This window comes from Methanosarcina barkeri str. Wiesmoor (assembly GCF_000969985.1).
Classification (GTDB): Archaea; Halobacteriota; Methanosarcinia; order Methanosarcinales; family Methanosarcinaceae; genus Methanosarcina; species Methanosarcina barkeri_B.
Window position 1 is genome coordinate 4,040,473 of record NZ_CP009526.1, and the last position, 12,466, is coordinate 4,052,938.

The following is a 12,466-nucleotide window of genomic DNA, read 5'->3' on the forward strand; positions in this document are numbered from 1 at the left end:
GATCACGCCGATCACGTATTTTTACTGGGTTTTTCAATCAACTCTTTTTCGAAAAGGTTTGCAGCTAAGTCTTTTATTAAAAAGGTCATAACCACACCGCTGCGTAACCCAAAACAAAATTTGAATAAATAATTCTTCCTGAGCGCATTTAGAAAACAGCCTTTCTCGCTATAGTTCAGCCCTCTTGAGCGAACGAAGTGAGCGAAAAGGGCACCGTCCTCCCGAGACGGAATTCGGGTGACGGAACTCGGGTGACGGAACTCGGGGCAGAAAGACTAATAAAGTAGTAAAAATTCAAATGAATACAAAATCCCATTAAACAAAAATCAATAAAAGGTAATAGTATGGTTTCAAAGGACCTTCCCTTCACCAAAGAGAAAATTCAGGAAATAATAAAAAAGTATCCCACGCCGTTTCATATATACGATGAGAAAGCCATTCTGGAAAATGCGGAGAAAATGAAAGCAGTTTTCAGGGAGGTTCCGGGTTTTAAAGAATTTTTTGCTGTGAAAGCCCTTCCAAACCCCTTTATTCTTAAAATCCTGAGAGAAAAGGGCTTTGGTGCGGATTGCAGTTCTTTACCGGAGTTAATTCTTGCTGAAAAAGCAGGAATTACCGGAGAAGACATAATGTTTAGCTCAAACGATACTCCTGCTGAAGAGTTCTTAAAGGCAAAAGAGCTTGGAGCATACATAAATCTTGATGACATAAGCCATATTGACTACCTTGAGAAATATGCCGGACTTCCTGATATTGTCTGTTTCAGGTACAATCCTGGCCCTCTTAAAGAGGGAAATGCCATTATAGGAAGGCCTGAAGAAGCAAAGTACGGCTTTACGAGAGACCAGCTTTTTGAAGGCTACCGCATACTCAGGGATAGAGGAGTAAAGCGTTTCGGAATGCACACGATGGTGGCCTCGAATGAACTAAAAGCTGATTACTTTGTGGAAACCGCAAGAATTCTCTTCGAACTTATAGTTGAAATCTCAAAAGAACTCAACATAAAGTTCGAATTTGTGAACCTCGGCGGAGGCATAGGCATCCCCTATAGGCCTGAAGAAGAACCTGTTTCCTTCGAAGCCGTGGCAAAAGGTGTCAAAGAAGCTTACGAAGCCACAATCACAGCTAGCGGGCTTTATCCACTTAAAGTGTTTCTGGAATGCGGCCGTGTAATTACAGGCCCCTATGGTTACCTGATTACCCAGGTTCGGCACCTCAAACACACCTACAAAGACTATGTAGGAATGGACTCCTGTATGGCCAACTTGATGCGGCCTGGCATTTACGGAGCCTATCACCATATAACAGTGCTCGGAAAGGAAAATGAGGCTCCTGTCCATAAGTATGATGTCACCGGCTCCCTATGCGAAAATAATGACAAATTCGCAATCGACAGGCATCTTCCAGAAATTGAGATAGGAGATATCCTTGCAATCCACGACACAGGTGCTCACGGTCACTCTATGGGTTTCAATTACAACGGAAAACTCCGTTCTGCCGAACTCCTTCTCAGAAAAGACGGAAGCGTTGTGCAGATCAGGAGAGCCGAGACTATTGAAGATTACTTTGCAACCCTGGATTTCGAAGCCCTGAAAGATTTCAAGTAAAAAAGTCTTCAGCAAAAACTGCAAACATGTCCAAAAAGAAAATTTGCTGAAAAACTAAAGACAGGTGAATAGCAGAGAAATTTCATTGCGAGATCTTACTGCTGCACCTAAATTACCTTTCTTTTCCGCGAAATGTATTCAGGACTTACGTGCTTGAAGTACAAAATTAAGCTTACTCAAGAGAGTGAAAATATAAGACAGAAATATCACACATCAGAGAAGTCACCTTCATACTCTCTGCACTCCTGCGCACTTATCATTCCACAGTTTAAAAGACTCAGGGATTCAAATATACCTTCACCTACACTTATTCCTTTTAGAGCACATTTCTTCATCAAACGGTCGTAAAGGACTTCATTTTCGTTTTTAATAAAGTCGCACATTTCCGAAATAAATTCATCTGTTATAAGTGGTTCTTCTTTGTTTACCCAATTATCAATTGACTCGATTAGATATTGACGCATAGACTTGTTCTTTCCAATCTCCGTAAGATCCATAAAAGCGCATTCATCTATGCTTAGCACCCACTTACCAAGTTTATACTTAAAAGCATCTCCACTATCGTCTTCCAAACATACTCCTCCATAATGATTAAATTCTCATAATAATTAGAGAACTCATGCTATTTAACTCATCATAGAGAGTAAACTTCCCAGGTATTTAATTCTGTACAATAGCCCACTGTGATTAAAATTTAGATTTTGGGTAGTAAAAGGTTTAATATTAATGTTTTTCATTTCTACTGCGTAAATCCCAGGTTATTAAAACAGAAAACTAGATTTTCGTTCCAATAGATTTTCGTTACTTAACTTTTCTCGCAGACTTCCAATTAAAAAAGAGATTTTTTACAATGTTCGATGAAGGCTCCAGCTAACATCCAGGTTTATAATGAAGCGGCAGCAAGGATAATTTTTGTAAGTAATTCAGGATTCAAGTTCAGGACTCGGTTTCATGATGAGAAATTTAAAAGTAATTAGTCAGGACACCCATAATCAGTCTAATGATGCTGATTTTGAGGTATCACAAGCGTGAAATTGCTAAACCCTGCAAAACTGAGAAACGTAAGCAATAAACAACAATTTAATAAAATAAACTTTCAAAAAATGATGACAATTCAACATGGATAGAATACGACCTTGGGAATGTCCTGGTGGGAAGTGGCGTGTATTACACGGTGACGAACACAGGGACGGTGACGCTGACAGGAATTACGCTGGCAGACGACCTGTACCCAACGGAAGTGGCTGCATGCAATGTTGGAGACCTGGCACTGGGAGAGGCAGCGTCATGTTACATAGGACCAATAACAGCAGAAGTTAGGGAACACATTAACGGCAAATGCTACGGGGACGTATGGCGGAACAGGTTATACATCCAATGACGACCAGGCAAGGTACTACGGTTTCGAAGCACCAGGCACTGGAACTCCGGGATACTGGAAGAACCACCTAGATGCATGGCCTGTGGAGAAAATCGGAATAGGAGGAGTGATTTACACAAAGGAAGAAGCAATAAAAATATCGTCAATCCCTTCGCCTTTGGGAGCAGTCCAGGCTGGCGGTGAGGACGATTTTTGCAAACGTTTCGATTGATCCGAGTTCAGGGTTCAGCTTCATGGAAACGGAATTGGAAACCATGTTATTTACAGGTGAATCCAGGAAGGCACCAGTTCCGCAAACTTATTTACATATTCAAATCAATATATTAATGATCACCATGACTCCCGAGGAAGCTGCAAAAAGAAAAGAAGAATGGCTCGAACGAATGAAACGTGAAGGTAAACTGACGAGAAACCCGACCGAAGATCATAAATTTGGACTCAAGGTTCTTCAGAATACCGTGAGAAGAAAAATCCTGATCTCGCTTGGAAGTGAGAAAAAATCTTTTGAGGAAATAAAAGAAAAATTCAACCTGAACGACCACATGGCAAATTTCCACCTCAACATGCTGGAAGATGCACTTTACATCGAAAAAATAGAAGAGGAAGGAAAAGTATTTTATGTCCCAACCCCCAGGGGAGAAGGATATGTGGAAAACGTGGAGTTGAAGAAGTAAAAACATGCAAATCCCCGAAAAAAGGAATTTGTTTTTTACCCAGGAAATATTAAAAAACAAAACACACAACCCCAAAACCTTTTTTAATATTTTTCCATCCAGGACTGCCATAAAGCATTTAAACTGCGTTTTTTCTTGAAATTGCAAGTAAAATAAGGTTCAGCTGGTGAAAACAAACAGCCATTCCAGCTACTATCATTCAGAATGAAACCTTTTCAGAGAAATATATCATTCAGAATGAAAATCCAAGATATATTTCAAAAAACAGATTAAAAAAGGGATCAGGATGCCCAGGATAAGGAACAAATTATTAATTGCTCCAGGGCATCAGAAAAGATTTGATTTCAGCGAATATTAAACATCCTCGTACTTCTTCAGGATCTCTTCAAAGGAGTCCGCAACAATACCGAGCTTTTCCTTCCCGAGCCCGAAAGTACTGAGTTTGAAATATTTGGTGAGCCCGGACTTGATGCCGTGAATATTGCGTGCTTTGAGATCCTTGTAGAGGAAGTATCTTCCTTTCTTGACTTTCTCGGAGATTTCATAGAAGCGGGGAGCTTCAAAGAACATAAGATCATGAGAATGGGGTTTCTGCCCGCGCTGGATAAAGCCCATTTCCTCAAACCTTGCCGAGAACCAGCGGGCATTTTCGACCTCCTGGTCCCAGTTTCTAACACGCTTTACCACATCCGGGAAAGATGCAATAAGAGTCATAACCGTAGCGCCCCTTGCCGTGCATCCTAGAAGCTCAACTTCTTTTACCTTGTTATATTTGGATTTTCTGAACACGATAGGAGCGTACTCTTCACTTACCCCAAGCACTCCGACAGGCCCTGATGCAGCCATCGATTTATGCCCGCTGCCTGCAATAAAGTCGGCACCGATTTCTTTTGCAGAAACCGGCATCCTTCCAACGGCATATGCGCCATTTAGAAGAAGAGGAACATCGTATTCATGGCAGACAGACGCTATCTTTCTTGCATCGGGCAGGTTTCCATAACTCCCGTCCGGATAAGTTACAAGTGCAAGAGCAGGCGGTTTTCCACTTTCCTTTGTAACCTCTTCGATTGCCGTGGCATACCCTTCAGGGTCAAGGTAATAATCGGGGCTGCCTGAATGAGGTACAGTTTTGATATTAAGACCTGCTCTTTCGGCTGCAACGTAGGAAGAGTAATGAGCAAGCCCATCGAGCACAATCCAGTCACCTGGCTTTCCAATAGAATGCATGACAGCAAACTTGGATTCCCGTGCCCCATTTGTGACTCTTGCCTCATCACAGTCAAGAAACTCGGGAAGGGCCTTATGTACGAAATCATAAATTGGAGGCTTTTTTATCTGATCCAGAATCCCTCCACAGAAATCACATACAGAATACCCGTCTCCCCACTCTACAAGAGCCTGTTTTGCAGCCTCGGTCAAACGCCCACCTGTCTGAAGAGGGTCGATATTTATACTGCCAAGGGTATCTCTTTTTATAAAACCAAACTTCTGAAGGGATGAGTCGTCAAGTTTCATTTTCTTTTATACCTCAATTTATCTTTCATACTTCAATATTAGTTATAGGTAAACCTCAATATTAGTTATAGGTTAACCTCAATATTAGTTATAGGTTAACCCCAATATTAGCTACAGACTAACTTCAATATTAGTTATAGGTTATAGGTTAACCCCAATATTAGCTACAGACTAACTTCAATATTAGTTACAGATTAATCTCAATGTTAGTTACAGGTTAGGTTATTATATTTAAGTTGTAGATGCGGGACATATTTTGACCCAAAAAGAATCGAAATAACTCTATCCAATTTAATGCTTTTACCCTATCGAGTTTAAGATTCTTGTTTACTCTGGATACGCATCGATTCATAAAAAAGTATTCCAAAAATACCTTAAATTTTAAGATAGCAAAAGCTCATTAATAACTATCAAGAGCCCCCTGCTGGAAACCGGATTAACCGGGAAAAGAAAACAAAACGCCTTTAAAAAGACGTTATGCATTATTTCCAGATATTTCAGGCGTTTACTGCCTTGCTAAAAACATCAGTAAATTCGTCGCACTGAGATATTATTTGCGAAGCAGCGTCCTTTAAGACCTCAATAGGGTTTGTACCATCGGTTTTGATGTAAAGGATAGGGTCACTGATACTTACGTACTTCATATCATAGAAGGCAATCTCAACCCTTTGGTCTTTAATCAGAAGATCCTTAAGTATATTTAGAAGGGTATGTGTCTCGCCTTTGAGCTTGACTTCAAGCTCATTGTCTGTTTTGGAGAGAATGTTCAGTTCCATTGGTGACCACCTGTAAGTGTGAGTAATATAATTTACTGATAATTTACTATGCAGAAACCCAAACCTGCAGAAAAAAAATTATTTTATTCCTTTCCCGTACTCGGTTGAGATTTTGCGAGTTTCGGTCATATTGCAGACAGGGCATTTAAGCTTTTTCCCTTCAAGCACGAGTTCTCCTTTGCAGTTTGAACAGTAGGCTTTTACAACTCCGAGGGAATCTTCAGCTGTTGTAAGACGCATTCTTTCAGTGTCGAGAACCCTGGCCCTGACAATATCAAAGTGTCTGAACTCATCTGAAAGTCTCTTAACGTAAGAGTCACGCACATTCGACACATGGATGTCTCCCAAACGCACATTGACAATTTCCCTGTCTTCTTTGCCTTCAATTCCTGCAACTTCCACCATTGCCCCGGATTCGCGCACATCAGTTATCTTTCCATAGACAATATCCCCTACTTTAAGAATATTCGGAGTGAGCGTGCGTGGCCTGACCGAGACTACTCTTGCTTTCCTGTCAATAATTACGGTACCGGTAGCTGTAGAGTAAATATCTCCGGCAGACACAGTTGTTCCTTCCCCAGGCTTGAACTCTTCAGTCGTTCCCACAAGCTCTCCAGGAAGCACAAAACCTCCTTTTTCAAGCTCTTCTTCCGGAGTCTTAGCCTCTTGGGGAGCTTTTGATTCAGGCATATTCGATCTTTCCCTGGAGCCTTTTTTCTGGTAAGGGAATCTTCTTTTCTTGCCCTGGTCTCCCCTGAACTGGTCCTTTGACTGAGACCTGGACTGACCTTTTAACTGATCTCTGGGACGCCCCCTGAAGTGATCTCTTGATTGGCTCTTATATTCTCTGGACTGCTCTCTTGGTTGATTTTTAACCTGTCCCCTGGGCTGGGTCTTAAACTGATCTCTCGACTGGCCTTTGTACTGATCTCTGCTTTCGGAAGTAATTTGAGTTACATTTTCGGCAACCGATTTTCCTTCGCTCGGGCCAGTCAATTTTTTTCTCGTTGTTTTACTTTTTCTAATTCTAATCATGATCCCTCATTTGGACTATCGTTAGTAGTCGATATAAATCGTAATCACAATAACTATCAATAACACGGAGTGTTGGTAGCCATCCAATTGGATACTGGCACATTCAATTGACAGATAATAAACCTTAATAGATGGTATAGATTATCACGTTCCTATTATCTGCCACTTTTGCCCCTATTGACGCACATATAGTTTGGTAGTATACAGGCATACTTATTATAAGCAGTGTAATAACTCGTTTTGAGATAAAGTCCTGCACTGATTCTATAAAATCTGATGCCTTAGACGATACTTACCTTAGATGGTACTTGTGTCTGGATTGCGTCTGGATTATCCGGGGACCTTAATCCTGTAGATCTCTACTTCAATAACCTCTCGTTCTTTTTTATGGAAATCAAAGGTTCGTTTTATAGGGAATTTCGCAACGTAGGTGTGTGTAATGATTGCAGGCTTAATGAACTTTTGGATAAAAGCAAGGCTTCCACGGTTGTGAATTGAATATATCACTTCACTTGTCCTTAATGCTGACGAAAGAAAAGGCCTGTCCCTACCTTTCACTCTTGCCCCGAAAGGAGGATTCATAACCGTGGTTTTTACACGTTCTTTAATGTCAGCGATATCTGATAATACGAACTCGATTTCTACTTCAAGTTTTCGGGCATTTATTCTTGCAGTATCAAGTGCTTTTGAATCCGTATCATAACCTACAACCTTTCTGGCTCCCAGAAGCTTTGCCCCAATTGCAAGGATACCAGTACCGCAGCCCAAATCCTGCACCGAATCATCAAGATCTCCTTGCATGTAAGCAAAGTGAAGAATTTCCGCAGCTAAAAGAGGAGGTGTCTGGTACTGCTCCAGTTCAAGTTCAGGACTGGAAAAGTCTTCCAACTCTTCCAGGAGTATCTCAAGTTTTCTCTGTTTCATTTCATCTACTTAAATATTCTATTCATTTAATTTTAATTCTTTATTTATATATTTTAGCTTAATTATTAGATTTTAGCTTAATTATTAGATTTTAGCTTAATTATTAGATTTTAACTTATTATCTTGACCTTAACTTATTATCTTGACCTTAACTTATTACCTGGACATAACCAACAGTAAAAAGTTATACCGGTTCCTCGGTGATCTCATCAAGCACAAGATTTTCCCATTCTCGTTCCCCAAGCACGATCTCAAATTCCTGGGGTGTAAGCATGGGGGATGGAAAACGCCCGACTTCATCGATTGCAAGCCTCGGACAGGCAGTATTCACGAAGGCGTCCACTTTGAATTGAAGAAGCTGATCTGGAGTGACAAGATCAATCAGGATAAGGTGTGCCTCTTTTCCGTGCTTTTTCGCAAGCTCTTTCAAAGAAAAGGCCAGCTCCATTCTTTCCTGCCCGTTTTTGCTCGAGACGATTATCCCGAAAATCTCCGCATCCAGTGACTTTGCAATTACTGCACTCCGCTGGCGGAGAATTCTTGAAGGGTCCACCTCGCGAACTTCCCCGGAAAAGGGATCGGCTGCAAGGACCCTTTTTTTTGTGGAAAGGGCTACACCTAAAGGATGGAAATCTCCACTTCCAATATATAGATATTCATCACATACCTCACCCCTTGCTGTCGAAAAATTGCAGCCAAGTACCTGGCCCGGATATGCTAGTCTGGAGTCTCCTTTCCCGATTACGCAGGTCTTTCCATTTGCCTCCAGGACAGCACAGGCTTCAGGGAGCTTATGGACATGCTGAACAGTAGTAATCAGCCCTATAACTTGCCCCTTAAGTTCAGGGACAGATTTTTCAACAACCGGCCGGATGTTAACTGCAGAACGCGTTTCTATGAAATAGACTTTTTCGGAAAATTTCGTATCCTCCAGCTCGGCATGCCCGAAGTGGAAAAGAATATCAACCTGCTCAAGCAAAGTTTTATCCAGGTCACACGCCCCAAAACATGGGTCTCCAGAGATGATAATCTCAGCCCCGGTGGCGTCTTCAACTTTTTTTGCGAGCTTCGGACCTTTTCTTTTGAGCCCTTCAGGGAACTGGAAACCTACGATTTTTGCTCCCAGTTTATTTATTATACTGATAATGTAGTCAGACTTTAAGTCAAATGCGTCACTCGTTCCCAAAGACATTCTTGATCTCCACACCTTTCTCGCTCACGTCGATAGTAACGAGAATTTTGGGCTCAACCCCGAGCTCCTTTAATTGCAAATAACCTGTTCCTCGACCGATAACTGAAATTACATCCTGAATCTCTACACCTATAGTTTTCAGGGCTTTTACGAGTGCTATCAGCGTTCCGCCAGTACTAATGACGTCGTCTACAATGATTACTCTGTCCCCTTTCTTGAGCCCGTTTATATAAAGAGCTCCTTTCGAGTACCCTGTTCTCTGAGAAAGTTCCACTTCTCCTTCAAGAAAATAAGGCCGCTTTCGAACAATGGTCAAAGGAATTCCCGTTTTCAGAGAAAGGGCATTTGCTACAGGAATACCCATTGCCTCTATAGTAAGAATAGTATCAACTTTTTTGATGTCGGTAATCTGAAGAATATATTCGGCGATCTCTTCAACCATATGGGGGTCTATGGACGGTACACCATCAGATATCGGATGGATAAAGTAGTTATATTCTCCTCGCTTGATCACAGGAGAATTAATGAGTGAGGTTTTAAGTTTTTCAAGCATGGTATTAACTCTTTTTTGGCTGTCACGATATTCCCTGTAAGTAAATAATTTAGTTATTAATAAGGAATCCTATTCAGATAATAAAGAATCTTGTTCTGATGATAAAAAATCCTGTGTTATTAAGGAATTCTATGTAGGTAATAAAGAATTCTATACCCCTACCCTATAACCCAGATGCATAACGGTCAAAAACTCGAAGATCGGAACATGCCAGAAAGATAGTAGACAGATTTCAGAAAAAATGTCAGAACAACAAAAAATAAAAAAGGAAGAGAAAGAGGGAGGTATGAGGATTATTGGAATCCTCAAATACATCTAATTAAATTTTTTGTGTGTATTTAATTATTTAGTTTATTACCTGTTCCACTAGCTCAGTTTTCCAAGGGCTGAGTACTCTCTGTCGAATTAAGCAGCCCGAGAACTACATAAGGATTATTATCTGCCAGCTTCATTTCGCTCAGGGTATCGGCATCGATATCCATTACTGAAATTACAGAGACAAGTCCTTCTGTGTCCCAGTTTTTCTGATCCATAAGCCAGAGATCAGCTAAATATTTCGAGACCCATCCCGGATCAGTGTCTTTTGCACCACAGTTCGCATTGACAACGTCAAAGTTAAATCCGAGGACTACTGCTTTCATAGTTCCGGCATTCTTATCCTTCACCACGAAAATACCTGCAGGAGAACCTCCAAGAGCTTCGGTTTCGTTATCTGTTAATGCCGAGACCCAGATACCTCCTGTTCCCGGAGTCACATCCCAGCGCTTTACGAAAACATCTTCTTTGCACCAGTTAGGGCAGGAGAAAACCGTGTAACTCACTCCGTCCTTAAGCGGATAGTTTTCTTCCATCCAGTTTGCAAGCACATAACCGCTGGAAACTCCTGGACAGAAATGATTGTGCAGTTCCAGGCACTGCATAAGCTCATAGTCGAGATTTCCGGTAGCCCAGGCGTTCGAAATTGTAAGAACAGCAAACTCATGCCCGTTAAATACCGAATTGTTTACCTTTTCACTCCATGCATCTCTCGATTTATTGGTTTTCGAAAGTTTATCAAAATTTATGTTTTCAGTTACCTTGTAACTAATATTACTTTCGTTTCCATAAGAGACCTCGATATAAGTACATTTCCCGCTGCATTTATTGAAAAATGCAAACCATAGAGGACTATTCCGTGAATTCTCGACAGTGAGGAGATTTTTTGTGTATAGAAGATTCCTGTTATTAAACTCTGAGTAGAAATCATCCAGGAAAACATAGGACTCTGCAGGGGAGCCTATATCTGTAATAATGAGTGTGTTTTGTGGTCCAACAACTCCGAGATCTGCTTCGGCTGCAGCAAAGACCTGACCCATCAAATTTGAGTTACAGTGACAACCTTCAGCTGCCATTCCTGGAACAGCTCCAAGGGACAAAACAAGGGCTGTCAGGAAAACAAGATAAATAGATTTTGTACTTATTCTCCTTAGATTTTTTATACCTGATTTAATCATGCTTTTTTTCTCCAAATTTATTAAATTAATGTCTTCATAATCTGGCCATAAAAATAGCACTTGACAGAAAATGGTAATTAATGAGTAATACAAAATATATATATAGTATTTTTTAGTGTTACCAATAATAATAAAAGTAATAAATAAAACTTTCGGATTTTGTTAACGCTGAGAATAGACTATGAAATATATAAAAATAGAGATAGGAGTAAAGAAATACGCAAGATAGAATAGTAAAAAGAAGTTTGGAGAAAATAAAAATAAGAAAATAGTAAAAAGAACAATTTGTAAAAATTTCTAGATTATAGTAAAAATAAAAAATAGTGAAAAATTATAGTGAGAAATTAATAAATGTGTTAAAATAGGAAAAAATTAAGGACAGACAATAGTATCAAACAATCCTACTACTAACTCTGCCAATTCCTTACTTTTTTCAGTTGAGGTCATCAAGGTATCAGCACGGGAAGCGCGGCATCCAAGCTTCTCAAAAGCGAATTCATCCGCCTGATCCCGCTCATCAAAAACAAAGATGTCCAGGAAGTCCTGATAATATTCCGCAACTCCCATTGAAGAGACCTCAAGCCCGCAGGCCTTCATGAGTTTCCCGGCAGGCCCGCTTACAGGGGCATTGCCAATTATTGGGCTGACTGCTACTACTTTTTTCTTTTTCAGCAGATCTTTCATGCCTGGAAGGGAAATGATAGGCCCTATACTCGTGATTGGGTTACTTGGCCCTATAAGGACGTTGTCGTCATTTTCAAGGGCTTCGAGCACCTTTGGAGAAATCGAAGCTTCGGAAATTCCCGTTATATCAACACCCAGAACTTCGGGTTCTCCATGTTTTCCGATCCAGAAATCCTGAAAATGTAGAATTGCCTCAGGAGCTTCTATATAAGTGGAAACAGGATCATCAGACATGGGCAAAATCTTTGCATCAATTCCAAAAATGGATGCAAGCTCTAAAATTGCATCTGTAAGGGAGATTCCACTCCGGATAAAGTTCGAACGAATTATATGGGTTGCTCTATCACAGTCCCCAAGCTTCATGCTTTCCATAACGCCCAGTTTCTGCATACGTTCATAAGTCAGAAAGGTGTCGTCTTTTACGCCCCACCATCTATTTCGGTCGATCTGGTCTGAGAATAGATAGATTACTGTGTCCAGGTCAGGACAAATAAGATTTCCCGAAACCCATAGGTCTTCGGCAGTGTTTACAACAACGGTCATTTCCTCCGCCGGGAGGATTTCCTTGAGTCCATCAAGGAGCTTTGGAGTTCCGGTACCGCCTGAAAATATAATCATGATAATACCATATC

The 12,466-nt window shown here is 40.7% G+C and carries 12 protein-coding genes; 3 read left to right on the top strand and 9 right to left on the bottom strand.

Features of this window, described 5'->3' with window-relative positions; genetic code table 11:
- The first annotated feature begins 344 nt into the window (after positions 1-344).
- The gene (gene lysA / locus MSBRW_RS16545) at positions 345-1,607 is read left to right on the top strand and encodes a diaminopimelate decarboxylase (protein WP_011306632.1); all 1,263 of its coding nucleotides are present in this window, start codon (positions 345-347) and stop codon (positions 1,605-1,607) included.
- 206 nt (positions 1,608-1,813) lie between these two features.
- Here the strand turns inward: lysA and MSBRW_RS16550 are convergent, their stop codons facing one another.
- Positions 1,814-2,179, bottom strand: coding sequence for a hypothetical protein (locus MSBRW_RS16550; RefSeq protein ID WP_011306631.1), 366 nt, complete (start codon positions 2,177-2,179; stop codon positions 1,814-1,816).
- Between the two features lie 891 nt (positions 2,180-3,070).
- Here MSBRW_RS16550 and MSBRW_RS23995 point away from each other — a divergent pair.
- Both MSBRW_RS23995 and MSBRW_RS16560 read left to right on the top strand, forming a co-directional pair.
- Entirely contained in the window at positions 3,071-3,199 is a 129-nt protein-coding gene (locus MSBRW_RS23995; protein WP_268990269.1) for a hypothetical protein, read from the top strand.
- A gap of 22 nt (positions 3,200-3,221) precedes the next feature.
- Positions 3,222-3,662 (top strand): winged helix-turn-helix domain-containing protein, encoded by a 441-nt coding sequence (locus MSBRW_RS16560; protein WP_230669822.1) that lies wholly within the window; start codon positions 3,222-3,224, stop codon positions 3,660-3,662.
- Positions 3,663-4,016: 354 nt separating this feature from the next.
- On the opposite strand, the gene pscS is transcribed toward MSBRW_RS16560, so the two are convergent.
- The 8 genes from pscS to cofD all read right to left on the bottom strand — a co-directional run bounded on the left by pscS (position 4,017) and on the right by cofD (position 12,452).
- On the bottom strand, positions 4,017-5,177 hold the full coding sequence (gene pscS, locus MSBRW_RS16565; protein ID WP_011306629.1) for an O-phospho-L-seryl-tRNA:Cys-tRNA synthase: 1,161 nt from the start codon (positions 5,175-5,177) through the stop codon (positions 4,017-4,019).
- A 497-nt stretch (positions 5,178-5,674) separates the two neighbouring features.
- On the bottom strand, positions 5,675-5,953 hold the full coding sequence (locus tag MSBRW_RS16570) for a DNA-directed RNA polymerase subunit L (RefSeq protein ID WP_011306628.1): 279 nt from the start codon (positions 5,951-5,953) through the stop codon (positions 5,675-5,677).
- A 78-nt stretch (positions 5,954-6,031) separates the two neighbouring features.
- Positions 6,032-6,949, bottom strand: a complete 918-nt coding sequence (locus MSBRW_RS16575) for an exosome complex RNA-binding protein Csl4 (RefSeq protein WP_230669824.1) — start codon at positions 6,947-6,949, stop codon at positions 6,032-6,034.
- Positions 6,950-7,318: 369 nt separating this feature from the next.
- Complete coding sequence (locus tag MSBRW_RS16580; protein ID WP_011306626.1) at positions 7,319-7,912, bottom strand: METTL5 family protein; 594 nt, start codon at positions 7,910-7,912, stop codon at positions 7,319-7,321.
- A 184-nt stretch (positions 7,913-8,096) separates the two neighbouring features.
- Positions 8,097-9,104: a diphthamide biosynthesis enzyme Dph2 gene (gene dph2, locus MSBRW_RS16585; RefSeq protein ID WP_011306625.1), complete on the bottom strand. Its 1,008-nt coding sequence runs from the start codon at positions 9,102-9,104 to the stop codon at positions 8,097-8,099.
- Positions 9,085-9,657, bottom strand: coding sequence for a hypoxanthine/guanine phosphoribosyltransferase (hpt, locus tag MSBRW_RS16590; protein WP_011306624.1), 573 nt, complete (start codon positions 9,655-9,657; stop codon positions 9,085-9,087). The genes dph2 and hpt overlap by 20 nt, the downstream gene beginning before the upstream one ends.
- A gap of 371 nt (positions 9,658-10,028) precedes the next feature.
- A complete protein-coding gene (locus MSBRW_RS16595) occupies positions 10,029-11,150 on the bottom strand; it encodes an FmdE family protein (RefSeq protein ID WP_011306623.1) in 1,122 nt (373 codons plus the stop codon).
- Positions 11,151-11,522: 372 nt separating this feature from the next.
- Positions 11,523-12,452: a 2-phospho-L-lactate transferase gene (cofD, locus tag MSBRW_RS16600; RefSeq protein ID WP_011306622.1), complete on the bottom strand. Its 930-nt coding sequence runs from the start codon at positions 12,450-12,452 to the stop codon at positions 11,523-11,525.
- Positions 12,453-12,466 lie beyond the last annotated feature (14 nt).

Excerpts from the sequence above, each read along its gene's own strand:
- lysA (WP_011306632.1), top strand. The coding sequence starts at position 345 with ATGGTTTCAAAGGACCTTCCCTTCACCAAAGAGAAAATTCAGGAAATA.
- MSBRW_RS16560 (WP_230669822.1), top strand. The coding sequence starts at position 3,222 with ATGGAAACGGAATTGGAAACCATGTTATTTACAGGTGAATCCAGGAAG.
- pscS (WP_011306629.1), bottom strand. The coding sequence starts at position 5,177 with ATGAAACTTGACGACTCATCCCTTCAGAAGTTTGGTTTTATAAAAAGA.
- MSBRW_RS16570 (WP_011306628.1), bottom strand. The coding sequence starts at position 5,953 with ATGGAACTGAACATTCTCTCCAAAACAGACAATGAGCTTGAAGTCAAG.
- MSBRW_RS16580 (WP_011306626.1), bottom strand. The coding sequence starts at position 7,912 with ATGAAACAGAGAAAACTTGAGATACTCCTGGAAGAGTTGGAAGACTTT.
- dph2 (WP_011306625.1), bottom strand. The coding sequence starts at position 9,104 with ATGTCTTTGGGAACGAGTGACGCATTTGACTTAAAGTCTGACTACATT.
- hpt (WP_011306624.1), bottom strand. The coding sequence starts at position 9,657 with ATGCTTGAAAAACTTAAAACCTCACTCATTAATTCTCCTGTGATCAAG.
- MSBRW_RS16595 (WP_011306623.1), bottom strand. The coding sequence starts at position 11,150 with ATGATTAAATCAGGTATAAAAAATCTAAGGAGAATAAGTACAAAATCT.
- cofD (WP_011306622.1), bottom strand. The coding sequence starts at position 12,452 with ATGATTATATTTTCAGGCGGTACCGGAACTCCAAAGCTCCTTGATGGA.